This window comes from Clostridium sp. 2218st1_F5_2218SCRN_220325 (genome assembly GCF_039062665.1).
Lineage (GTDB): Bacteria > Bacillota > Clostridia > Peptostreptococcales > Peptostreptococcaceae > Intestinibacter.
The window spans coordinates 1-25,872 of sequence record NZ_JBCLNH010000016.1 but is presented as its reverse complement, the minus strand read 5'-3'; the positions used below and the strand labels follow the sequence as shown (position 1 = coordinate 25,872).

The 25,872-nt window shown below is 27.9% G+C and carries 26 protein-coding genes and 1 other annotated feature; of the genes, 25 read left to right on the top strand and 1 reads right to left on the bottom strand.

From position 1 onward, the window contains the following. Positions 1-51: 51 nt before the first annotated feature. The 8 genes from ABCM86_RS10085 (at position 52) to ABCM86_RS10050 (ending at position 8,943) form a co-directional block, all read left to right on the top strand. Positions 52-621, top strand: coding sequence for a hypothetical protein (locus ABCM86_RS10085; protein WP_343003941.1), 570 nt, complete (start codon positions 52-54; stop codon positions 619-621). 157 nt (positions 622-778) lie between these two features. Then, positions 779-1,492: a pseudouridine synthase gene (locus tag ABCM86_RS10080; RefSeq protein WP_343003940.1), complete on the top strand. Its 714-nt coding sequence runs from the start codon at positions 779-781 to the stop codon at positions 1,490-1,492. Between the two features lie 14 nt (positions 1,493-1,506). Continuing rightward, positions 1,507-2,079 carry a class I SAM-dependent methyltransferase gene (locus ABCM86_RS10075; protein WP_195931139.1) on the top strand — a complete coding sequence of 191 codons (573 nt, stop codon included), beginning with the start codon at positions 1,507-1,509 and terminating at the stop codon, positions 2,077-2,079. Positions 2,080-2,175: 96 nt separating this feature from the next. After that, a complete protein-coding gene (locus ABCM86_RS10070) occupies positions 2,176-3,051 on the top strand; it encodes a MurR/RpiR family transcriptional regulator (RefSeq protein ID WP_195931138.1) in 876 nt (291 codons plus the stop codon). A 252-nt stretch (positions 3,052-3,303) separates the two neighbouring features. Then, positions 3,304-3,513, top strand: a binding site (T-box leader). Between the two features lie 148 nt (positions 3,514-3,661). Next, positions 3,662-4,687 (top strand): ornithine carbamoyltransferase, encoded by a 1,026-nt coding sequence (gene argF, locus ABCM86_RS10065; RefSeq protein ID WP_195931137.1) that lies wholly within the window; start codon positions 3,662-3,664, stop codon positions 4,685-4,687. Positions 4,688-5,107: 420 nt separating this feature from the next. After that, positions 5,108-6,265, top strand: coding sequence for a homocitrate synthase (nifV, locus tag ABCM86_RS10060; protein WP_195931869.1), 1,158 nt, complete (start codon positions 5,108-5,110; stop codon positions 6,263-6,265). A 36-nt stretch (positions 6,266-6,301) separates the two neighbouring features. Next, entirely contained in the window at positions 6,302-7,300 is a 999-nt protein-coding gene (locus ABCM86_RS10055) for an isocitrate dehydrogenase (NAD(+)) (protein WP_195931870.1), read from the top strand. Positions 7,301-7,674: 374 nt separating this feature from the next. Continuing rightward, positions 7,675-8,943 (top strand): dicarboxylate/amino acid:cation symporter, encoded by a 1,269-nt coding sequence (locus ABCM86_RS10050; RefSeq protein WP_343003939.1) that lies wholly within the window; start codon positions 7,675-7,677, stop codon positions 8,941-8,943. 123 nt (positions 8,944-9,066) lie between these two features. Here ABCM86_RS10050 and ABCM86_RS10045 read toward each other — a convergent pair whose 3' ends face one another. After that, positions 9,067-10,089, bottom strand: a complete 1,023-nt coding sequence (locus ABCM86_RS10045) for a LacI family DNA-binding transcriptional regulator (protein WP_343003938.1) — start codon at positions 10,087-10,089, stop codon at positions 9,067-9,069. 200 nt (positions 10,090-10,289) lie between these two features. On the opposite strand from ABCM86_RS10045, the gene ABCM86_RS10040 reads away from it, so the two are divergent. From ABCM86_RS10040 to ABCM86_RS09960, 17 genes are all read left to right on the top strand, one after another. After that, positions 10,290-11,597: a sugar ABC transporter substrate-binding protein gene (locus ABCM86_RS10040; protein ID WP_343003937.1), complete on the top strand. Its 1,308-nt coding sequence runs from the start codon at positions 10,290-10,292 to the stop codon at positions 11,595-11,597. Between the two features lie 5 nt (positions 11,598-11,602). After that, positions 11,603-12,487 (top strand): sugar ABC transporter permease, encoded by an 885-nt coding sequence (locus ABCM86_RS10035; protein ID WP_195931067.1) that lies wholly within the window; start codon positions 11,603-11,605, stop codon positions 12,485-12,487. 3 nt (positions 12,488-12,490) lie between these two features. Then, entirely contained in the window at positions 12,491-13,342 is an 852-nt protein-coding gene (locus ABCM86_RS10030) for a carbohydrate ABC transporter permease (protein WP_195931068.1), read from the top strand. Between the two features lie 3 nt (positions 13,343-13,345). Next, positions 13,346-14,467, top strand: a complete 1,122-nt coding sequence (ugpC, locus tag ABCM86_RS10025; protein WP_195931069.1) for a sn-glycerol-3-phosphate ABC transporter ATP-binding protein UgpC — start codon at positions 13,346-13,348, stop codon at positions 14,465-14,467. Beyond that, positions 14,467-15,816, top strand: a complete 1,350-nt coding sequence (locus tag ABCM86_RS10020; RefSeq protein WP_195931070.1) for a glycoside hydrolase family 32 protein — start codon at positions 14,467-14,469, stop codon at positions 15,814-15,816. Before ugpC ends, ABCM86_RS10020 begins: the two co-directional genes overlap by 1 nt. A gap of 21 nt (positions 15,817-15,837) precedes the next feature. After that, positions 15,838-16,800 carry a carbohydrate kinase gene (locus ABCM86_RS10015; RefSeq protein WP_343003936.1) on the top strand — a complete coding sequence of 321 codons (963 nt, stop codon included), beginning with the start codon at positions 15,838-15,840 and terminating at the stop codon, positions 16,798-16,800. 25 nt (positions 16,801-16,825) lie between these two features. Then, a complete protein-coding gene (locus ABCM86_RS10010) occupies positions 16,826-17,443 on the top strand; it encodes a sugar O-acetyltransferase (protein ID WP_195931072.1) in 618 nt (205 codons plus the stop codon). A gap of 168 nt (positions 17,444-17,611) precedes the next feature. Further along, positions 17,612-18,361, top strand: coding sequence for a TIM barrel protein (locus tag ABCM86_RS10005; protein ID WP_295575405.1), 750 nt, complete (start codon positions 17,612-17,614; stop codon positions 18,359-18,361). Positions 18,362-18,589: 228 nt separating this feature from the next. Then, positions 18,590-19,198, top strand: coding sequence for an aminodeoxychorismate/anthranilate synthase component II (locus tag ABCM86_RS10000; protein WP_295762661.1), 609 nt, complete (start codon positions 18,590-18,592; stop codon positions 19,196-19,198). Beyond that, a complete protein-coding gene (gene pabB, locus ABCM86_RS09995) occupies positions 19,191-20,540 on the top strand; it encodes an aminodeoxychorismate synthase component I (protein WP_295762658.1) in 1,350 nt (449 codons plus the stop codon). The genes ABCM86_RS10000 and pabB overlap by 8 nt, the downstream gene beginning before the upstream one ends. Next, complete coding sequence (locus ABCM86_RS09990; RefSeq protein WP_343003935.1) at positions 20,530-21,267, top strand: aminotransferase class IV; 738 nt, start codon at positions 20,530-20,532, stop codon at positions 21,265-21,267. Before pabB ends, ABCM86_RS09990 begins: the two co-directional genes overlap by 11 nt. A 14-nt stretch (positions 21,268-21,281) precedes the next feature. Then, positions 21,282-21,935, top strand: a complete 654-nt coding sequence (locus ABCM86_RS09985) for a hypothetical protein (RefSeq protein WP_295575409.1) — start codon at positions 21,282-21,284, stop codon at positions 21,933-21,935. Between the two features lie 27 nt (positions 21,936-21,962). Continuing rightward, positions 21,963-22,529 carry a GTP cyclohydrolase I FolE gene (gene folE, locus ABCM86_RS09980; protein ID WP_195929572.1) on the top strand — a complete coding sequence of 189 codons (567 nt, stop codon included), beginning with the start codon at positions 21,963-21,965 and terminating at the stop codon, positions 22,527-22,529. A gap of 163 nt (positions 22,530-22,692) precedes the next feature. Then, positions 22,693-23,487, top strand: coding sequence for a dihydropteroate synthase (gene folP / locus ABCM86_RS09975; protein ID WP_195929573.1), 795 nt, complete (start codon positions 22,693-22,695; stop codon positions 23,485-23,487). 31 nt (positions 23,488-23,518) lie between these two features. Next, complete coding sequence (gene folB, locus ABCM86_RS09970; protein WP_195929574.1) at positions 23,519-23,884, top strand: dihydroneopterin aldolase; 366 nt, start codon at positions 23,519-23,521, stop codon at positions 23,882-23,884. Beyond that, complete coding sequence (gene folK / locus ABCM86_RS09965; RefSeq protein WP_343003934.1) at positions 23,877-24,365, top strand: 2-amino-4-hydroxy-6-hydroxymethyldihydropteridine diphosphokinase; 489 nt, start codon at positions 23,877-23,879, stop codon at positions 24,363-24,365. The genes folB and folK overlap by 8 nt, the downstream gene beginning before the upstream one ends. A gap of 383 nt (positions 24,366-24,748) precedes the next feature. Beyond that, entirely contained in the window at positions 24,749-25,816 is a 1,068-nt protein-coding gene (locus tag ABCM86_RS09960; RefSeq protein WP_343003933.1) for a P-loop NTPase fold protein, read from the top strand. The last annotated feature ends 56 nt before the right edge of the window (positions 25,817-25,872 follow it).

Here is a 25,872-nt window from a genome sequence, read left to right as displayed (position 1 = left end):
ATACATTTAGAAAGTTTAAATAAGTTTTCTGGCGTTTGCGGAGGTATAACTATGAATAAAAAATATTTAATTATATTAATTGTACTGATGATTTTTTCTGTAGGATGTGAAAATAAAAAATCATCAGCGCTTAAAAATGGACAAACTGCACTTGAAAGTCACGAATATGTAAAGGCTCAAAAGTATTTATCTGAAGCTCTTGAGCAGGATTCTAAAAACGAAACTGCAAGGGCTATGTATATGCAATCTATAAAGATGCCTGAAGCTGAATACTACAAAGAAAAAGGGCTTTACAATAAGGGGATTGAATCTTTAGAATCAATAGTAAATTTAAATAATGGTTCACAAAAGATAAAAGTCGAGTCAGCTAGTTTAAAAAACGAACTAGAAAAGTCACAAAGTGAATTTGAAGAGGCATCTAATATAAGAAAAGAAAATGCAAAAGAAGCTGCCAAAAAAGGTGTAAAAAAATCAGAAGAAGAATTTTACATTTGGCAACAAAATCAACAAAAAACTGAAAAACCTAATAAAAATCAAGATGAAAACAAACAAGAAGAGTCTGATGATACAAATATAATTGATAGTATAAAAAATAAATTAGGTGAAATATTTAAATTTTAAAAACTTATAAATCAAACAAATGAAGGAAAAGTTGCTTAATATAGCAACTTTTTTTTCATTTCATCTTGTTAATTAATCAAACTTATATTACAATAAGTTTGCTAAATATGATATGAACTGAAGATGAACAAAGTTTAAATAGATTAAAGGAGAAAAAATGAGAATCAATAAATATATTGCACTTTGCGGAGTTGCATCGAGAAGAAAAGCCGAAGAATTAATATTAGCAGGCAAAGTAAAAGTAAATGATAATATAGTTACAGAACTTTCTTATCAAGTAGATGAAGAAAATGATGTAGTAAAAGTAGATGATAAAATTATAAAAGAAGAAAATAAACTTGTATATATACTTTTAAATAAACCAGAAGGATATATAACTACTGTAAAAGACCAATTCGATAGAGAAAGTGTATTAGATTTAGTTACAGACATAAAAGAAAGAGTTTATCCAATAGGAAGACTAGATTATGAAACTAGTGGATTATTACTTTTAACTAATGACGGTGATTTAACTTATAAACTTACCCACCCAAAACACGAAGTAGACAAAACTTATGTAGCGAGAGTTAAAGGTAAGTTAACTCCTGATGAAATAAAAATGTTTAAAAGCGGTCTAAAAATAGAAGACTATGTTACAGCACCGGCAAAACTAAAAGTTATAAGATACGACGAAAAAACAAATGTATCTCTTTTAGAAATAAAAATACATGAAGGTAAAAATCGTCAAGTTAGAAAGATGTGTAAAGCTATAAACCATCCTGTACTTAGACTTAAAAGAACTGCAATGGGTAAAATAAGAATAGGTGAATGTGAAATAGGTAAATACAGATATTTAACAGAAGATGAAGTTAAATATTTAAAAAGTATTTAAAGAAGAGGTAGTATATGTTAAGAGCTAAATATATAAATAAAGTAACAGAAGTAAATAAGATTTACTTAGAAAATATAATAAATGAAGATGATGTAGTAATTGATGCTACTATGGGTAATGGATACGATACTGTTTATCTTGCAAAAAAAGTAGGACCAAAAGGAAAAGTATATGCTTTTGATGTACAAGAAGAAGCTATAAAATCTACATCAAAAAAAGTAGCTAGAGAAGAACTTGAAAATGTAGAACTTATATTAGATGGACACCAAAATATGGACAAATATGTACAAGAAGAAGTATCTTGTATAGTATTTAACTTAGGTTATCTTCCAAGGGCTAAACATCAAATAATAACAAAATCAGATACGACATTAGAAGCTATAAAAAAAGGTCTAGACTTACTTAAGCCAAATGGAGTTATGAGTATTGCAATCTATAGCGGACACGAAGGTGGAATGGAAGAAAAAAATGCAGTTTATGAATTTACACAAACTCTAGATCAAAATTACTTCAATGTATTATGCACTAAATTTATAAACCAAATAAATAATCCACCAGAACTTTTATTAATAGAGAAAAAAGGATAAATATATATAAATTAAAGAATACAGATAAATAAAGAAAGAATAGTGATATAATAAATTAAAAAGTTTGTAGCTATTGAATAGGAAAGAGGGAAATATATGGATGAGAAAAAGTTACAAAATGACAATAAACAATTAATAAACATAATACAAGCACAATATCCAAGGCTTAGTAAAGGTCAAAAATTAATAGCACAATATATAATAAATAACTACGATAAAGTTGCTTTTATGACAGCTAGCAAACTAGGTGATACTGTAGGTGTTAGTGAATCTACAGTAGTTAGATTTGCAAACGCACTAGGTTATGCTGGATATCCTAAATTACAAGAAGGGCTACAAGAACTAATAAAAAACAAATTAACGACTGTTCAAAGAGTCGAAATGGCAAATGAAGACTATTCAGATGATTCAACAATTCTTAATAAAGTTTTAAAAAGTGATATAGATAATATAAAAGCTACATCAGAAGACATAGATGAAAAGGCATTTGAAGAGGCATCTAATAAAATATTAAAATCTAGAAAAATTTATATATTAGGAATGAGAAGCTCATTTACAGTAGCACAATATCTAGCATTTTATTTAAATGTAATACTAGATAATGTACAATTAATAAGAATAGATATGGGAGATCCTTATCAACAAATAGTGAGAATGAACGAAGATGATATCCTTATAGTATTTAGTTTCCCTAGATATTCAAAACAATCGCATCAAGTTGCAAAATACGCTAAAAGTAAAGGTGCATACATAGTATCTATAACAGATAGTGCTTTTGCTCCTATTGCATCACTATCAGATAATATACTACTTGCAAAAAGCAATATGGCATCATTTGTAGATTCATTAGTAGCACCTATGAGTGTTGCTAATGCACTTATAATATCAGTTGCCATGAAAGAAACAGACGATATTAAAAAGTATTTCCACGATTTAGAGCAAATTTGGGAACAATATGTAGTATATGAATAAAAATAATAATCTAAGATAATTAAATGTCGTAATTTGATATACAAATATCAAGTTACGACATTTTTTAATTCTAATAAAATTAGAGTGAATTTTAAGCAACGGAATCTTTGATTCGTTGGCGCATGAACAAAGTGAATTTTAAGCAACGGACGAAGTCGTTGGCGCCATAAACAAAGTGAATTTTTAAAAATAATAATTGACATTACATACTAAATTAACTACTATTTTATTAATAAAAAGATTTTTAATATTTAAAATTCAATGAAAAAGAAGAGTAGCTTTAAATTTATTTATAGAGAGTTGGGGATGGTGGAAGCCCGATAGCTTAGTTTATTGTGAATAGAGCTTTTGAGAAGATTATCTGAAATTTTAGTATGATAGTCGGTATACCTGCCTTAAAGGTCAGAGTGGATAAATTATTTTATTAAATAGAGTGGTACCGCGGAAGATTTCGTCTCTTAGTTTTTAACTAAGAGATTTTTTGCATATATGAATCTAATTATAACTATAATTTATCAATAAGAGTGGTACAGCGAATAATCGCCTCTTAGTTTTTAAAACTGAGGGGCTTTTTTACTAATAAATAATATAAATAAAAGGAGAGAATAGTATGGCGCAAAAAATAGAATTAAAGGGGAAAAGTTTCTTAACACTAAAAGATTTTTCAAAAGAAGAAATAAAATATTTTTTATCACTTGCAAGTTATCTAAAAACTAAAAAGAAAATAGGAATAAAAGATAATTTATTAGAAGGTAAAAACATAGCTTTAATATTTGAAAAAGCATCTACAAGAACTAGATGTTCGTTTGAAGTAGCTGCACATGATGAGGGAGCTAATGTGACTTATTTAGGTCCAAAAGATTGTCATATGGGCAAAAAAGAGTCGATGGAAGATACAGCAAAAGTATTGGGAAGATTTTTTGACGGTATAGAATTTAGAGGATATAAACAAGAAACAGTAGAATGTTTATCTAAATATTCAGGAGTACCTGTTTGGAATGGTCTTACTGATGAATACCACCCAACTCAAATCTTAGCAGATTTGTTGACAGTTTCAGAACATGTAGATAAACCTTTTGACAAGATAAAATTTGTATATATTGGAGATGCGAGAAACAACATGGGCAATTCGCTTATGATAGGATGCGTAAAAATGGGTATGAAATTTGTATCACTTGCACCAAAAGAATTGTGGCCAAATGACGAATTAGTAAACGAAATGCAAGAAGTAGCAAAAGTAACTAAGGGAAGTATTCATCTAACAGAAGATATAGATGATGTAGAAGGTGCAGATGTTATATATACTGATGTTTGGGTTTCTATGGGAGAAGAAGAACAATACGAACAAAGAATAAACTTATTAAAAGACTACCAAGTAAATATGGATATGATAAATAAAACTAAAAATGAAAATGTTATATTTTTACACTGTCTTCCATCATTTCACGATTTAGAAACAGTAGTGGCAAGAGAAATATATGAAAAATATAATTTGGCTGAATTAGAAGTTACAGATGAAGTTTTTAGATCTAAGTATTCAAAAGTATTTGATGAGGCTGAAAATAGAATGCACACAATAAAAGCAATAATGGTTGCTACATTAGCAGATGTAGATATTTCTGTTAACCATAAATAATAAATCAAAGGGCTTATATTAATAATTATATTGATATAAGCCTTTTTAAATAATACATATTTTTAAAGAAAAACTCTATTAATTTGTATTTATATTAAGTTTAAAAAGTTTTATTCCTTACTAAAAAAATATAGAAAAAATAAAATATAATAAAATTTATATAGTGAAAATTGCAATTTTGATAAAAAAACTTTCATAATTAATAAGTTTTAAAAAAGACTAAAATTATAATGCAATTTCTAATAAATGGTTATATAATAAGATATATAGACATTTATAACTATACTTTAGTATTTAAAATATATTGCACTTTGTAAAATAAATGAAATTTTAAAAAAAAATAATTCATTTTAAGAGGTTAATACATCATGTATACACATTTAATATTTAAATATAGAATATGTTTAGGGGGATGAAAATATGTGTGTTAAAGATAATATAAGAAATAAAGAAATAAAAATAGTTGATACAACTTTAAGAGATGGGGAACAAACAGCAGGTGTTGCCTTTGCCAACCACGAAAAAATAGCAATAGCCCAAGCACTAAGTGATATAGGTATAGACCAATTAGAAGTCGGTATACCCACTATGGGCGGTGACGAAAAAGCCACAATAAAAGCAATTTGTAAAAGAAATTTAAAAGCCAGTATAATGGCGTGGAACAGAGCAGTTGTCTCTGATATAGAGCAATCTATAGATTGTGGAGTCGATGCAGTTGCAATTTCTTTATCAGTATCAGATATTCATATTCAACATAAATTAAAAAAATCTAGACAATGGGTTTTAGAAAATATGTTTAACGCAGTTACTTTCGCCCACAAAAATGGATTATATATTTCAGTAAATGGTGAAGATGCATCAAGAGCAGATACAGACTTTTTAATTGAATTTATAAATGTTGCAAAACAAGCAGGAGCAGATAGATTTAGATTTTGTGACACAGTAGGAGTTATGGAGCCTTTTTCAACTAGAGATAAAATAGAGAAGATATATAAGGCAACTAATTTTGATATAGAGATGCACACTCATAATGATTTTGGTATGGCTACTGCAAATGCAATAGCAGGAGTTATAGGTGGAGCAAATTATATAGGTTGCACAGTTAATGGCTTAGGCGAAAGAGCTGGTAATGCGGCTCTTGAAGAAGTATTGATGGCACTTAAATTTGTATATGGATATGAAACTGATGTAGATACAACTAAATTTGTTGAACTATGCAAATATGTATCACAAGCATCAGGTAGACGTCTACCACCATGGAAGGCAATAGTAGGTACTAATATGTTTAGACATGAATCAGGAATACATGCTGATGGTGCTTTAAAAGATCCTAAAAATTATGAAGCCTTTGACCCAGCTGAAGTAGGTCTTCAAAGACAAATAGTAATAGGAAAACACTCAGGAAAAGCTGCAATAGTAAATAAATTTAAAGAATACTCTATAGAACTTACAAATGAAGAAGCAAATCAAATATTAGAAGAAGTTCGTAAAGTATCTGTAGGTCTAAAAAGAGAACTATTTGATAAAGAATTAGTTCAAATATATCATGATATAAAAAATAATTATAAAATATTTTAATATATATAAAAATTAAAACTTACAGGGGGATAGAAAATGTATAATGTAACATTAATACCAGGAGATGGAATAGGTCCAGAAGTCGCAGATGCAATGGTTAAAGTTGTGAAGGCTACTGGTGTAGATATAAATTGGGAAATAGTAGACGCAGGAGCAGGTGTTATAGATAAATATAAAACTCCTCTTCCACAACATGTAATCGACTCAATAAAAAGAAATAAAATAGCTATAAAGGGGCCTGTAACTACTCCAGTAGGAAAAGGATTTAAAAGCGTTAATGTAACACTTAGACAGACTCTAGATCTATATGTAAATTTAAGACCTGTAAAGAGCTTTAGAGGAATTAAATCTAGATATGAAGACATAGATTTAGTAATAGTTAGAGAAAATACAGAGGGGTTATATTCGGGAATAGAACATAAAATTGGAGACTATGGAGCAGAAACAATAAAAATAATAACTAAGCCGGCTTGTGAGAGAATTTGTTCCTTTGCATTTAATTATGCAAAAGAAAACAACAGAAAAAAAGTAACTGGCGTCCACAAGGCAAATATAATGAAGCTAAGCGATGGTTTATTTCTAAATACATTTAAAGAAATAGCATCAAAATACCCAGATATAATAAGTGATGATTTGATAGTCGATGCAGCTTGTATGAACTTAGTTATAAATCCTCAAAAATACGATGTAATGGTTATGCCGAATTTATACGGGGATATAATATCTGATTTATGTTCAGGTCTTGTAGGTGGCCTTGGAATGATACCAGGAGCAAATATAGGTAAAGATTACGCAGTATTTGAAGCAGTTCACGGTAGTGCTCCAGATATTGCGGGAAAAAATATAGCTAATCCAACTGCAATAATTCAATCATCAGTTATGATGCTTAGATATATAGGAGAGCAACAAGCAGCTCAAAAAATAGAAGATGCACTAGTAAAAGTCTTTGAAAAAGGCGAAAATTTAACATGTGACTTAGGTGGAAGTGCAACAACTGACGAATTTACAAATGAAATATTAAAATATATAAAATAATTTAAAATAAATCTATATTTAAATTATTAAAACAAAAATACATCTTTTATATTTGTGTACTTTAGCACAGTATAAAAGATGTATTTTTTAATTTTTATATTAAATATGCTTAAATACTTGTATTTTATATCTGAATATTCTGTAAAATACACCATATTAACAAATTTAACCACCTTGTCCTTATAAAATATATCTAAAAAGCAAATAATATTAAAAAAATAAATTTTAATTGTATTTAACTTTAAAAAATAAGAAAATATAAGTGAAAAATATGTTGACACTTAAAAAAATAATGCAAATATATATTTTTTATTGTATACTTAAGAAGTGGCAAGAGATGACAAAATATTTTTTATATAAAGGGAGATGGTTAAATGAAAAAGAAACTTAGCTTGACGACAAAAATTTTATTAGGATTGTTTTTAGGATTTGTCTGTGGACTTATATTAAAATCTGTTCCAGATAATTATATAAAAGATACAATTATTGTAGGCGGAATTTTAAAAATATTCGGAACAGGATTTACAACTGCAATTAAAATGATGGTTGTACCTCTAGTGTTTGTATCATTAGTATGTGGAACATCATCTATGGGAGATGTAAAAAAATTAGGTAGAATAGGTACAAAAACTATGGCGTTTTACTTATCTACAACAGCAGTAGCAATAATAATAGCATTAATTTTAGGAAGTGTATTAAAACCAGGTGCAGGACTTGATATGAGTCATATGGTAAGTGGCGAAGTATCAATTGGTGAATCTAAATCACTAGTAGATATAATATTAGGAATAATACCATCGAATCCAATAAAAGCATTTGCGGATGGAGAAATGTTACAAATAATATTCTTTGCAATGATTACAGGGATAGCAATGAGTATTGTTGGGAAAAAAGCTGAACCTGTTAGAGTGATATTTGAAAGTTTAAACGAAATATGCATGAAAATGGTAGGAATAATAATGTTATTTGCTCCATACGGTGTATTTGCTTTAGTTTGTGATACATTCTCATCAGTAGGACAAGATGCAATCCTTGTACTTATTAAATATATAGCAGTAGTTTTATTAGGTATGGGAATACATATAACTTGTGTATATGGAGGAATGTTTAAATTATTTACAAAAGAAAAAATAATGCCATTTTTAAAGAAATTTACATCAGTAGCAGCTATAACATTCTCAACAGCATCAAGTAATGCATCTGTACCAGCAAGTATGGAAATACTTGAAGAATTAGGGGTAGGTAAAACTACTAGATCATTTACTATACCAATGGGAGCAACTATAAATATGGATGGAACTGCTATAATGCAAGGTGTTGCAGCATTATTTATAGCTCAAATATACGGAATTGACTTAAGTATAAATCAAATGATTACAATAATTTTAACAGCGACTTTAGCATCAATCGGAACAGCAGGTGTTCCAGGTGTCGGAATGATAATGTTATCTATGGTATTAACATCTGTAAATCTTCCACTTGAAGGAATAGGGCTTATAATGGGTGTTGAAAGAATAATAGACATGTTTAGAACTACTGTAAATGTAATGGGTGACAATATCTGTACACTTATAATTGCAAATAGTGAAAATGACTTTGATAAAGATATGTTCTATGGAGAAAAAGAAGAACAATTAGCTTAATTTAAAGATACAAAAGGGATATAAAGCAAGTAAGATTTGCATTATATCCCTTTTATATTAAATAGAAAATGATATTTGTATGCTAAAAACAACTTATATTTTCAAAGTATAAACTATAAAAAATTATAATGTTGATTCTCTTTTTACAATAGTAGGGTCTATGACTACGTGTTTATTAACTCTTAGACAGCCTTTTTTATTTTTACGATTTATTTTTATTCCCTCTGTTAATATAGATAAAGTATTTTGGGTAATTTTATTAACATCTTGTTTAATTGAAGTTAATGGGATAAATGACTCTATTGCAGCTGGAGAATCATCAAAGCCAATTACCTCATAATCATCAGGAATAGATTTATTGTTTTTTACAAGTATTTTGATAAAATAATTGGCTAAAGTATCATTACTTAAAAATACCCCGATTTTTTTGCCGTTATATTTAGCTTCTATTTTTTTAAAAATATTAAATAATTTACTTGTAGTATCGCTTATATCGTTATTGAAAACTTCATAAAACACCATATGTTCAATATTTTTATCTAAACAGATATTTTCAAAGGCCTTAATTCTATCGATTGATGGAATTTCCTCTGATATAGGACTATTTATATGTATTAACACATCACAATTATTTTCAATAAGGGTGTTTGTAGCTAAAGATGCACCCAAGTAGTTATTTGTATCGACGCTTGAAATATATTTAGATTCCCTTTCGATTCCCACAATAGGTATATTATAATCTTTTAATTGTATAGAAGGGATACAGGAACTAATCATAATTAAGCCTTCAATTTGATATGCTAATAACTCATCTATATACTCTTTTTCTTCATCGATATTTCCATTACTAGTAAAAACTAAAAATTTATAACCATATCTAGAATAAGTGTTTAATATAGAATTTAGTAAATATGAATAAAAGTGTAATTCTAGTTTTGGTGCAATTATTCCTATAAATTCTGTTTTCCCATTAGAAAATATTTTAGCAACCTTATTTTTTTTATAATTCAATTCTTTTAGGGCATTTTCTATTAATAGACTTGTCTCTTTAGTAATGTTTTCTGGAGAATTAAAATATCTAGAAATTGTAGCAGTAGATAAGTTTGTATACTTAGCTATATCGCTATATGTAATATTTTTTTTCAAAATAACACCTCTTTATAATAAATAATTAATATTAAGTTTATCAAATAAATAAGTGTTTATCAACATTATAGGAAATAAAGAAAAAACAATTGGAAATAGAAAAAATTATAGTTGACCTAATTGGAAAAAATATGATATTATAAAAATATAATCAAAAATGTAATCGATTACATAACAAAATTAAGGGGGAATTAATTTAAATGACAAAAAAAATTGGGAGTATTCTATTAATTTTCATATTGATAATAAGTTTGGTTGGATGTGAAAAGAAAATAGAAACTGGAAGTATTAGTGGCTTTGATGAGAATGAGGAGTACATTTCTATGTGGATACATACAATAGAAAATACTCCAGAAGGGGAAGCATACAAAAAAAGTGTAGAACTTTTTAATAAAAAATATGATGGAAAATATTTTTTAGACATAGAGTTTATTCCACGTAATGAAAACGGAGGGGGATACTCAGATAAAATTAATGCTGGTGTTATGTCAGGAGACTTACCTGATATTATAACAGTTGATGGACCAAATGTTTCAGCATATGTAGCTAATAATATAATACAGCCTCTAGAAGGTGTATCAGAAAAAGACAAATCTGTATATTTAGATTCTATAATAGAACAAGGAACAGTTAATAATAAGCTTTACGCGCTAGGTGCTATGGAATCAAGCGTTGGATTATATTATAACAAAGATATAATAGAAAAGGCTGGTATTGAAATTCCTAGTATGGATGATCCATGGACTTGGGATGAATTTTATGAAGTATGCGAAAAAATAAAAAATGTCATTCCGGAAAACGATTATCCAATTGATATGACATTCCCTTCAGGAGAAACAACAATTTACTACTATGCACCTTTTATATGGTCTAATGGGGGAAATTTTGTGAGTGAAGATGGATTAACGGTTGATGGATATTTTAATTCAGAAAAGACTTATGAAACAGTGGATTATTTCAAAAAATTACTAGACAATAAGATGTTTTCAAAAACTAAGATAGAGAATTTATTTGAACTTGAAAGAGCAGCATTTAAATTTGATGGTGCTTGGCTAGTTAATAATATGAAAACTAGTTATCCAGATTTTAATCTAGGCATTGCACCTTATCCTGTAGGAAATGATTGGAACCAAGAAAAATATACACCAACAGGTTCATGGACATATGCAGTAAGTACTAATTGTACTAATGTAAGTGCAGCTACAGAAGCTGTTAAATGGTTAAGTGGTGTTGAAAGTGGTGTCATTCTAAGTGAATTAACTGGAAATATGCCTTCTACATATGAGGCATATGATAAATTACCTCAATTTAAAGATGGATTATATGCATTTTTAAAAGAACAATTAATAACTTATGGTCATCCAAGACCTAAAACACCAGTTTATCCTCAAGTGAGCGAGCAATATCAAAGATCACTAGAAGATATAGTTTTAAATAATAAAGATAAAAAAGATACAATCGAATACTCTGTGGAAAGGATAGACGCAAAATTAAAGCGTTATAGATAGATGAAATGGCTAAAAATAATACAGTAGAAAAAAGAAACTCTATTCTTGGTATGTCATTCTTTGGACCAGCGTTAGTACTTATGGCACTATTTCTATTCATACCAATGATTTTAACACTTGTGTTTAGTTTTACGGATTTCTTTGCATTAAATCCAAGCTTGACAAGCTTTGTTGGATTAGACAATTATGTAGCATTATTTAGAGATAGATTATTTGTTCAAGCTTTTGGAAATACAATTTTATTTGTAATTATAATAGTTCCTTTTCAAATGGGACTTGCTTTTGGACTTGCATTGTTTATAGATAAAATATCATATTGTAAAACTTATTTTAAAATATCATTTTTTATCCCAGTAGTAATGTCGCTAGCTGTAGTTTCTACTTTATGGATGCAAATATACAATGCAGAAGGTATTTTAAATACTCTTTTAGGATGGATAGGAATAGATCCACAACCATTCATATATAGTGCAAAACAAGCACTTCCTTCAATTGCATTTATGAGTATATGGCAAGGGGCAGGATATCAAATGCTAATTTTCTTAGGAGGATTACAAGCGATATCACCTAGTTTATATGAAGCAGCGGAAATAGACAATGCATCTGCATGGGCTAAATTTAGATACATAACTTTACCATCATTAAAACCAATTTTGATATTTGTATTTATAACAATAACAATTGGTGCATTTAAAATGGTTGTTCAACCTATGGTTATGACAGGTGGTGGACCTTCATATTCTACATACACATTAGTATATGACATATACCAAACTGGTACAGTAAACTGGGAAATAGGAACTGCATCTGCTATGTCTATAGTATTTGCAATATTTGTAATAATTCTAACAATAATACAAAATAAAATAACAAAGGACAAGGAGGAATAGGATATGAAGAGTCAGAAACGTAAAATTATTGAAATAATTGTATGTGTAATTATGATAGGAGTTTCATTATTATTCTTATTCCCTATAATATGGATGATAGCAAATTCATTTAAAGGAGATGCTCAAATCATAAAAGATATGAATACATTTGGAGCATTTATACCACCTACTTTAGATGGAAATTTCTTTAGTAACTATATAACTATAATTCAAAATTCTGATTTAATGAAGTATATGTGTAATACAGTTTTTTATGCAGCTATACTTATCGTGTTAAGTGTTTTAGTAAATGGTTTAGCAGGATATGCACTTGCTAAAATTAAATTCCCATTTAGAGAAGGTTGGGTATTAGTAATAACTTTACTTATGATAGTACCAGCTGAAACTATAATAACAATTAACTACATGATGATTGCAAAAGCTGGCTTATTAAATAATATAATAGGATATATTTTACCATTGATAGTCAATCCATTTAATATATTCTTATTTAGACAGGTGTTTGTACAACTACCTGATGAGCTTAGAGAAGCTGCAGAAATGGATCACTGTGGAACTTTAAAATACTTTTTAAAAATAGTACTTCCAATGTCAAAGTCAGTTGTTGCTACAGTTAGTGTATTTACTTTCTTAAATGTATGGAATGACTTTATATGGCCATCTTTAATATTTACATCTAATGATTTATTAACAGTTCAAATAGGATTAAACTCTATAACAGCTAACGATAATACAACTACAGGACAAGTATTAGCTACAATTTCATTAATAACAATACCAGTAATAATTATTTATTCATTATTCTCTAAACAAATTGTTGAGGGAGTTACGACAACAGGAACTAAGGAGGGGTAAGATATGAGCTTTGTATCTTTAAAAAATGTAAATAAACAATATAAAGGAAATAAGAAAAAATCAGTTACAGATTTTAATTTAGATATAGAAAAAGGAGAATTTATAGCATTTGTCGGTCCATCTGGATGCGGTAAGTCTACTACACTTAGAATGATAGCAGGATTTGAAGAAGTGACAGAGGGACAAATAGAAATAGACGACAAAGTTGTAAATGATTTATTACCAAGAGATAGAGGGATAGCTATGGTTTTCCAAAATTATGCTCTATATCCTCATATGACAGTAGAAAAAAATATAGCTTTTGGACTTAAAAATATAAAAACTCCACAAGAAGAAATCAATAAAAAAGTGGATTGGGCGATAGATGTTTTAGGACTTGAAGAATATAGAAAAAGAAAACCTAAAAATCTATCAGGTGGTCAACGTCAAAGGGTTGCACTTGGAAGAGCTATAGTTCGTAATCAAAAGGTATTTTTAATGGATGAACCACTATCAAACTTAGATGCCAAATTACGTGTAAGTATGAGAAATGAAATAACAAAATTACATAGAGAATTAGGAGCAACTACTATTTATGTAACGCATGACCAAGTAGAAGCTATGACTATGGCAGACAGAATAGTAGTAATGAAAGATGGAGTTATTCAACAAATAGGTTCACCAATTAAGCTTTACAATGAACCTGTAAATAAATTTGTTGCAGGATTTATTGGATCTCCACAAATGAATTTTATAGAAGTAAATGTAAAAGATGATGTAGTAGAATTTAACGACGGCAAAAAAATACATCTAACTAAAGGAATGAGAGATAGATTACAAAAATCAGGAAAAATGATTTTAGGTGTTAGAGGAGAAGATATTAAATTCGACTCTTTAAATATGGAACTTAGAAAAGACGATATATTAAAAGCTACTGTAAGCAATGTTGAAGTTATGGGAAATGAAAATAATATATACTTCACATTAGGAGGGGAAACAATAATAGCAAGAGCATCTAAATATGATTTAAAAAGTATAGGAGAAGAAATTGAATTTGTAATAGACTCAAATAGATTACACTTTTTCGATATAGAAACTGAAGAAAGTATACTTAACTATTTAAATGAAAGTGAGACAGCAATATAATGAAAAATAAAGCAATAAATAAACCAAAGTTACATCTAACAGGAAAAAGAAATTGGATTAATGATCCGAATGGATTGATATACTATAAAGAAAAGTATCATATGTTTTATCAACATTTTCCTTATGCACCTCAATGGGGAACTATGCACTGGGGACATGCTATAAGTGATGATATGGTAAATTGGACTTATGAACCAATAGCACTATTTCCAACAAAATTATATGATAGAAATGGGTGCTTTTCAGGTAGTGCAATAGAGGTAAATGGAGATTTATATTTATATTATACTTCTGTTAAATATCTAGATACACCTGAAGATAATATAACAGTACCAAAAGATGATGTATTTGAAGCATCACAAGCTATGCTTATATCTAAAGATGGATTTAATTTTGATAATTTCAATGATAAATCTTTGATAATACCTGCTATTGAAGATAAAGATTTAGGTCATTACACACATACTAGGGATCCTAAAGTATGGGAATATAAAGATAATTATTATATAATTCTTGGGACTAAGGTAAAAAAAGACGATAATGAAAAATATACAGGAAAGTTATTATATTATAAAAGTAAAGATGCGAAGAAATGGGAATATATAAATTCATTTGAATTACATGGATTAGGAGATATGTGGGAGTGCCCTGATATATTTTCTGTAGATGGAAAATATGTATTAACACTTTCGCCAGAAAATTATTATACTGATGGAATAAATCCAACTAATAATGCAGTATTTGGAATTGTAGATTTTGAAGAAGAAACTTGTAATACAAAATTTAAAAAGGATGACTTTAGAGTAGTAGATTTAGGATTAGATTACTATGCTCCACAGTCATTTATAGATAAAGAAGGTAGACGAGTTCAAATTGGTTGGATAAGAATGAATAAACCTTTTGAAAATCATACATGGTTAGGTATGATGAGTTTACCAAGAGTTGTAGAAGTTAAAAATGGACAAATTATTACTAATGTTCATCCAAATATATCATCTTTGTTTACAAAAGAAGTAGATATAGACCATGTAGATTTAAAAAACAGTATATGTATAAAAGCTACTTTAAAAAATAATTCAAAAATAAATATCGGAGGATATGAAATATCATTTGAAAATAATACTATAACTGGTGATAGAACTAAAGTTTGTAATCAAGAAAATGTAGCTTTAAAATCATCAACTAAAGTATTAGAAGATAATTGCTATATAGAGGTATATATTGACTATGGAGTAGTAGAAGTTTATATAAATAATGGACAATATGTAATGACCCATATTGTAAACCCATTAGAAGGTAAATTAGAAGCAAGTAATTTAAGTGATTTTAAAGTATATACTATTAACTAGTAAGGAAAGGAACTTATAACTATGAAATACGATGTAGTAGCTCTCGGGGAATTATTAATTGATTTTACCATTGATGGTAAAAGTAATCAGGGCAATAACACTTATGAAGCTAATCCAGGAGGTGCTCCTTGTAATGTATTAGCTATGTTAAATAAGATGAATAAAAAAACTGCTTTTATAGGAAAAGTAGGAAACGATGCTTTTGGCCAAATACTAAAAAAGACAATCGATGATGTAGGTATAGATTCTAAGGGTTTAATGTTTGATGAACATGTTAATACTACATTAGCTTTTGTAAATATTGATGAAAATGGAGAAAGAAGCTTTTCATTTTATAGAAATCCTGGAGCAGATATGATGCTAACAGAAGAAGAAGTAGATTTTGAAATTATAAAAAACGCAAAAATATTCCATTTTGGAACATTATCAATGACACATAAAAAAGTCAGAATGGCTACAAAAAGGGCAATAGATGAAGCGAAAAAACGAAATATATTAATATCTTTTGATCCTAATTTAAGACCATTATTATGGGAAGATTTAAATTTAGCAAGAGAACAAATCGACTTTGGATGTTCTGTATGCGATATTTTAAAAATAGAAGATGAAGAAGCTAAGTTTTTAACTAATTGTGATAATATAGAAGAAGCTGTGGAAATATTAAAAAATAAATACAACATAAAGATTATTTTATTAACTGCTGGAAGTAAAGGAAGTACAACATATTATAAGGATTTAGTTGTAAAACAAGAAGCTTATTTACAATCAAATACTATAGATACAACTGGAGCAGGGGATACTTTTTGTGGAAGTTGTTTAGGTTATATAATAGAAAATGATATAGATAATTTAAATGAAGAAAAAATAAAAGATATGATTTCTTTTGCTAGTGCAGCAGCATCTATAGTAACTACAAAAAAAGGTGCAATTTGTTCTATGCCAGAAATTGAAGAAGTAGAAAAATTGAGAAAAAAATATGAGTAATTTATATAATTGTTTGTAATGGGAAATGGAGGTAATTGTGACAGAAAAAGAAAAAATGTTACTGGGGAAATTATACAATGCAAGTGATGCAGAGCTTCAAAAAGAACTGAAAAGATGTAGGAAATTAACTAGATTGTTTAATAATTCAACTGAAGAAGATATTGAGTATAGAAGTAAATTATTAAAAGATTTATTTGGGAAAGTTGGTAAAAATATATTTATAGAGCCTACATTTAGATGTGATTATGGAAAGAATATCTATATTGGAGACAATTTTGTTGCAAATTACGATTGTATTATATTAGACGTTTGTAAAGTTGAAATAGGAAATAATGTCATGTTTGGACCAAGAGTATCTGTATTTACAGCAGGTCATCCAATAGATGCAGATGTAAGAATTACAGGTCTTGAATTTGGAAAAGAAATAAAAATAGGAAATAATGTATGGATAGGTGGGAATACTGTTATAACCCCAGGAGTCAAAATAGGGGACAATGTAATTATAGGTGCTGCATCAGTAGTTACAAAGGATATAGAAGACAATGTAATAGCTGTAGGTAATCCTTGCAAGATTTTAAGGAAAATAACAGAGAAGGATAAGATATATTGGAATAAAAAGAAAGAAGAGTACTTTCAAGATTAAAAAGATATAATTAGAAAATATAGATTTATTTGTTAAATTGAAAATATCTGAAACCAACTTAATATGGTTTTGGATATTTTCTTTTTTAGGTTATATTATTATTTTGATATAATAGATAAAATAGAATAAAAGATTAAAAAAGTTTTAATTTATGGAAAGGGTGAGTTTATGAAAATAGGAATTTCAGCATTAAAATTTAATTTAGAAGATGCGTTAAATATATGTAAGAAAAATAAAAAAATAAGCCATATCGAGATGGGAATTGACAACTTAGAAGATGTAGAATCTTTAAAAAAATACAAAGACGAGATAAATAAATTGAATTTAAGTATATCAATTCACCTTCCGATGGAATTAAATACTTGTGAAGATATAAAATTTATAAGAAATTCATGGGTAGATTTTATATGCGAGATGGATAAAATTTTGAGTTTAGACTTTGATATAAAATACTATAATGCTCATTTGGGTTATATTATGAGCACTCGATTAGACAAAAATAGACAAAGGTATTTACAAAATACAGTAGAGTTTTTAAATGATGAGAAATTAAAAAATAATTTACAAAATAAAATTATATCTATAGAAAATACATATTCTAAAAAAGGTGATTTTTCGAATGTAGGAAACTCTGTCTATGATTTTAAATATATATTTGACAAAATTGAAAACGATAATGTGTATTTTTGCTATGATACAGGACATGATTTAATAGATAATAGTGATTATGAACAGATTTTTGATAAAATAAAAATAATACATTTTAGCGATAATAATGGAAAAGAAGATTTACATATCGGATATACAAAGGGGATTTTAGATTCTAGTATATTTGAAAAGATAGAAAATGTAAATCCAGATTATTTAATTTTAGAAATAAACTTTGATGATATAGAAAATACACTAAGATATTTTTAAATTAAAATTTAAAATATATTTAAAAATATTTTAAATCTAGACAAAATTGTGTATAATGGAATTTTACGTTTATTATATAGTAAATTAAAAAAAGATTTTTTATTTTGTATATATTAATGTAATAACACTAAAGTGTGCTATAATCTAACTACGTAGTTAAATTAAATATCCCCTTTTATGTAGAAATTTAGAGTTTTATAGGAAAAATTAAAAAAAGGGAGAAAAAACATGATTCTAATGATAGATAACTATGATTCTTTCGTATATAACTTAGTTCAATATTTTGGTGAACTAAACGAAGACATGGTAGTGAAAAGAAACGACGAAATTACGATAGACGATATAAAAACATTAAACCCTGAAATTATCGTCTTATCACCAGGACCTTGCAGTCCAAATGAAGCTGGAATTTGTATGGATGTTGTAAAACATTTTAAAGGCGTAATACCTATACTTGGTATATGTTTAGGACATCAAACTATAGGGCAGGTATTTGACTCTAAAATAGTTAAAGCTATAGAGCCTGTTCATGGAAAAGTACACAATATAACTCACGACAATAAAGGAGTTTTCACAAATTTAAAAAATCCTTTAAATGTCACAAGATACCACTCTTTAGTAGTAGATAGAGATACTTTATCAGACGAGTTAGAAATAACTGCAGAGACTAAAGAAGGAGAAATCATGGGACTTAGACATAAAAAGTACATGATAGAAGGTGTGCAATTCCACCCAGAAGCAGTGCTTACTGAATGTGGACATGAACTTTTACAAAACTTTATTACTTTAGCTAGAGAAAAAGCAAAAAGCTCAGAAAGGGAAGAACAAAATGCTTAGAGAAATTAATACTAAATTAAATGCTTTTGAAATCTATACAATATTTAAAGATGAAAATGACAGCTTTATACTAGACAGCGCAATGGATCCTGAAAAACTGGGGAGATACTCTTTTATAAGCAGTAATCCATTTAAAAAAATAAAAGCAAAAGATTCTAAAACAAATCCTCTTGATGATTTAGAGGAAGAACTTAAAAATTATCAGGGCGAAAATGATACACATTTGCCATTTGTAGGTGGCGCGGTAGGTTATTTATCTTATGACTTAGGAAACTATATGGAAAAACTACCTAAAATTGCAGAGGATGATATGAATGTATATGATTTATATTTTGGGTTTTACAATTGGGTAGTTGTAGTTGACCATCTAGAAAACAAAACCTACATAGCAACACCGAATTTAGACAGACAAAAAGAGGAATCTTTAATTGATGAAATTGAGAGAAAAATAAAAAATGCAGAACAAAATGGGATAGACCTAATTTGTTATGAAACTAAAAACATTAAACCTATAAAACTTAAATCGAATTTCACAAAAAAAGGATTTGAAGATGCCGTTCAAAAAGTAAGAGACTACATAAGAAGCGGGGATATATATCAAGCAAATTTAACTCAACGTTTTAGTGGAAAAACCACTTTATCTAGTTACGAATTATATAGAGATTTAAGAAGATTCTCTCCAGCACCATTTGGAGCATTCTTAAACTTCGATAAATTCCATATACTATCTAATTCACCAGAAAGATTTATAAAGTGTGTAGATAGAAAACTAGAAACTAGACCGATAAAAGGTACTAGACCTAGAGGTAAGGATGAAGCTGATGATTTAAGATTAAGAGAAGAATTAGTAAATAGTGAAAAAGACAGAGCAGAATTACTTATGATAGTAGACTTAGAAAGAAATGACTTATCTAGAGTATCAAAAGTAGGTACTGTAAAAGTTCCTGAGCTATTTGTAATTGAACCTTATGCAAATGTAAATCACTTAGTTTCAACAGTAGTAGGAACTTTAAAAGACGAGTATAATGCAGTAGATGTAATAAAGGCCACTTTTCCTGGGGGGTCAATAACAGGTGCGCCAAAAATTAGATCTATGGAAATTATAGAAGAGTTAGAGCCAACTAAGAGAAATGTTTACACAGGTTCTATTGGGTATATAGGATTTGATGGAAATATGGACTTAAATATAGCTATAAGAACTATAGTAAAAGAAAATGAAGATGTTTACTTCCAAGTTGGTGGAGGTATGACATGGGGTTCTAATCCTAGTGATGAATATCAAGAAACACTAGACAAAGCTGCTTCTATAATGAAAGCACTTAGAGGTTACTATGAAGAGTAATGTTTCTTTTAATTCAACCCTTACAAAATTTGGTATAGGTTTATTTGAAACTATAAAAGTTACAGATTATCCTCTAGATTTAGATTTACATATGAATAGATTATTTAATTCGATAAAAGAATTAAATTTAAGTATTGAAAATGATAAAGAGTTTTATAAAGAAACAATTTTAAAATATATAAAAGAAAACAACGTGAAAAATAAAGCACTGAGACTTACAGTATTTGACGAAGGATATAATATAAGTTTGAGAGATATAACTTATAACGAAGATACTTATAAAAAAGGGTTTAGTCTATGTATATCTCCAATTAAAAGAGGAGACAGCATAATATACAGACATAAGACAACTAATTACTTTGAAAGTATTTACTCTAAACATTATGCAACTGATAGAAATTTCAATGATGCTATTTTTCTAGATAGCTTAAGCAATATTCTTGAATGTTCAATGAGTAATATATTCTTTATAAAATCAAATACTATATATACACCAAAGAGTTCATCTCCAATTTTAAATGGGATAATGAAGTCTAATGTTAAGAGTATTTGTAAAAACTTAGATATAAACTTAGTAGAGTGCGATATAAATATTTCATGTATAGATGAATACGATGCCGTATTTGTGACAAATAGCTTAATGGGAATTATGCCAGTTACAAATATATGTGATGTAAATTACGATAAAAATTACGACTTAATAAAAAAATTACAAAAGAATCTATAAAAGGAAGTGAGTCTATGTCAAAACTAAGCGAGATATTCAATAGAGAAATAGATTTGATAAAAAAAGACGAAAATACGTTAGGTATAGTTCTTGTAGGTTCTAGTAAAGATTTAGATTTTGAAAAAGATATAAAAATAAATGATATAGATCTTTTTATATTTACAAAAGAGCAAGATGAAAACCAAATTCGTATAAATAAAGAAATCTCTTCTATAGAGTTTGATTTAAATTACATATCTATAAAAGGGTGCAAACATTTTATAGAAACTAAAGAATACTTCTTTTTAAAAATAAATGATGGAAAGATAATTTATGATACTTGTGGTTTTGCAAAAGAAACACTACAAAAATGCAAAACTATTTATGATAACGGTCCTGATAAGATTTGTGAAGAAGAAAAAAGAGATAAGATGCTAGAAATTAAATCGGAAATTAAAAAACTAGAATCAAAAGACGAATTTGAAGAATTTGAATACGACTTTTTTATAAATATAGCTCTTAGAGATTTAATAAGAATGTATTATATTAAAAATGATAAATGGGTACCTAAGGACAAAAAATTATTAAAAAGCATAAAAAAAGATGATAAAAATATATACGATATATTAAAAAATGAATCTTTTAACAAATATGAAGTGCTATTAAAAATATATAAGTATATAAAATAATGCCCTTAGAAATTTGGAGGTAGAAGTATGGCAGTAGATCAAGCAAAAATAAGAAAAGCAGTTAGAGATATATTAGAGGCAATAGGAGAAGATCCAGACAGAGAGGGCTTAGTAGGGACTCCTGACAGAGTTGCTAGAATGTACGAAGAAATATTCTGTGGATTACATCAAGATCCAAGAGAGCATCTAAAAGTATTATTTGCAGATGAAAAACATGAAGAAATGGTTGTAGTAAAAGATATACCATTCTATTCAAGTTGTGAACATCACTTAGTACCATTCTTCGGAAAAGCTCACGTGGTTTATATACCAAAAGACGGAAGATTAACTGGTTTATCTAAATTAGCTAGAGTTATAGAGACAATAGCAAAAAGACCACAATTACAAGAAAGAATAACTAAAGATACAGCAAACATAATAATGGAAGAATTAAGACCTTATGGAGTTATGGTAGTTGTAGAAGCTGAGCATATGTGTATGACTATGCGTGGAGTTAAAAAACCAGGTTCAAAAACTGTAACTTCTGCTGTTAGAGGTGTATTTGAAAATGATGCACTAGCTAGAAGTGAAGCTATGGCTTTAATAAACTTATAAGATAATACTACATTTTTAAAAGTTATATTCACTATTTTTTAGTGGGTATAACTTTTAATGCAGTTTAGATAAAATTATATATAGAAATTTTAAATTATATAATACTATTTAACTTGAAAAATACTACAATTAAATATATAGAAATTTTTAAGAGGAGAAAAAAATGTTAGATTACGGGAAAAAAACATATATAATGGGAATATTAAATGTAACACCAGACAGTTTTTCTGATGGTGGAGATTTTACAAACGTAGACATAGCTGTAAATCACGCAAAAGAAATGATTAATTTAGGTGCAGATATGATAGATTTAGGCGGAGAATCTACAAGACCGGGTCACAAATTTGTATCAGCAGAAGAAGAAATATCTAGAATAGTTCCAGTTATAAAGAGACTAAAAGAAGAGATAGACGTTCCAATATCAATAGACACTTATAAAAGTGAAGTTGCAGAAGAAGCTTTAAAACTAGGTGTAGACATGGTAAACGACGTTTGGGGCTTAACTTACGATGGTAAAATGGCAGACGTAGTTGCAAAATACGACGGTGAAGTTTGTATAATGCACAATCAAGAAGGAACAACATACGACAAAGACATAATAGAATCAATAAAAGAGTTTTTACAAAAAAGCATAGACATGGCGCTTGAAGCAGGTGTCAAAAAAGAAAAAATAGTACTAGATCCAGGTATAGGATTTGGTAAAACTTATGAACAAAATATAGAAGTTTTAAATAGATTAGGTGAACTTAGAGATTTAGGATATCCAATATTACTTGGAACATCTAGAAAATCAGTTTTAGGAAAGATACTAGAAGGTTCTACTCCAAAAGAAAGAGTAAACGCAACTGTAGCGACTACTGTGCTTGGTGTTAGAGATGGTGTTGATATAGTAAGAGTTCATGATGTAAAAGAAAACAAAGAAGCTGCAATGGTAGCTGATGCAATGTATAGAAAATAACAAACAATCAATATAATTAGCGAGGTGTAATATGGATAAAATATTGATGAATAACTTAGGATTTTACGGGTATCACGGTGTTTTAAAAGAAGAAGCTACTTTAGGACAAAAGTTCTTTATAGATATGGAGCTTTACCTAGATACAAGAGAAGCTGGTCAAACTGACGATATGAACAAATCTGTAAGCTATGCAGATGTTTATGAATTAGTAAAAGAAATAGTAGAAAATAAACGATTTAATTTATTAGAAGCATTAGCAGAAAATATAGCAGAAGAAGTTTTAAATAAATTCGACCTTTTAAAAGGAATAATGGTCAGAGTTAAAAAGCCAGAAGCTCCAGTACCTGGAATATACGATTACTTCGGTGTCGAGATAAAAAGGGCAAAAGATGAATAGAGCTTACTTAGGACTTGGGACAAATATGGGAGATAGACTTGACTATCTAAATAAGGCATGCGATTTATTAGAGCAAAACGAAAATATAATATCTCTTAAAAAATCAAACCTTTACGAAACTAAAGCGTGGGGATATACAGAACAAGCTGATTTTTTAAATATGTGTGTCGAAATAGAAACAAACCTAGCTCCATACGACCTTCTAAGTCTATGCCAAGAAATAGAAAATAAATTAGATCGTGTAAGAGTTATAAGATGGGGTCCTAGAACAATAGACGTAGATGTGCTTTTCTACGACGATATAGTGTCAGATGACGAAAAACTTCTAATACCACATCCAAGAATAAAAGAAAGAGCATTCGTTCTTGTTCCGCTTATGGATTTAAATAAAGAACTTAGTATAGATGGTAAGACTATAGAAGCTTATTTAGAACATTTAAGTCAGGAAGAAAGAGACGAGGTTAAGAAATTTAGATTGTAATATGGAAAGATGTCTGGAATTGATTTTCTAGGCATCTTTTTGTATTATAAATGGCTCTATTTTTATAAAGTAGAAAAGAATTATATTTTGCATAGATTTTTATTTTTATGTAAAAATGATATAATAAATAAAGAAAACATAAATAATTAGATAATATTATTGAAGATATATATTATTAAAAACTTTAACTCATTTATACATACAATATAAAAAATAGAACTTATAAGTAACAAAAAAAATAATTGACTCTGTAAGATATAACTTAATACTAAAACTTATGAGTTATAACTTAATATAAAGTGTTAGAAAATATTAGAATATAATTTTAAAAACTCTCTACAAATAGACTTGTGGATAGTTTTATATTAAGGGGGAAAATATTTATGAGTAATCTACTTGAGAATAATTTTATTATGAATTTTATAATATCAATTTGTATAGTATTGTTCATTAACAGAGTAATTGGAATAGAGTTTAAATTTTTAAAAAAATATACAGGAGACATATTAAAAGTATTAATAATAAATATTAGTATTGCTATAATAATACATAATGTTATCAATATAAGTAGTAGCAATGAAGTTATAAATATAATAGAGGTTATTTATAATAATTTTTTATCTATAGTTATAGTGTTATTGTTAATTTGTTTGATAGATAAATACTTAATTGATAAAAGTTTAAATAGTTATATAAAATATTTTATAATTTTAAGTAATATATACATGTATTTAGCTATAATTTTAGAGAAGAGTAGTTTACAAATAATTTTAGCTATAATTGTATTTATGGTATGTAAACTTTTAGATTATAAATGTATTATTGACAATAAGTATGAAGGTTTAAAAGAATCATTTAGTATAAAAGGATATATTTTTTATTCTATTTTGCTATTTATAGTGATTTATTATGGGTTTAATTGTTTAGAAAATAAATTATGGGATAAAGGTATTTTAAACATTTTAGTACTTTGTTTAATTGTATGTTATTTATTACATAAGGATTTAAAACTAAAGGTACAAGATAATTCTGAAATAGATGACTTGAGTGATAAAGAAATAGTAAAAAGAGGTCAATTGTTTGAAACAAGAAGAAAAGAATTAGATTATGTACTGAAATATTTTAGGGATTATAAAAATAAAATAAAAGAGCCCTTTGCTGTTTCAATTTCTGGGAAATGGGGAGAAGGAAAAACAAGTTTTACAAATGTGTTGAAGGAAGAGTTGAAGAATGATTATATTATTCTTGATATACAACCAATGATAACAGATACAAAAGAAGGACTAATAAAGTATTTTGCTAGTAACTTAGAAAATCAATTTATACAGCAAGGTATAGATATAGGTTCTGATAGTAGTATTGAAGGGTATTTCAATGCAGTATTTAGTTTAATAGATGATAAAGGTATTATTTACAATAATAGTATTTTAAAAGATGAATTATCATATTAAGTGCAACACTTAAAAATGGATAAAAAAATAGCTCATAAGTTTATGTTCATGTTACA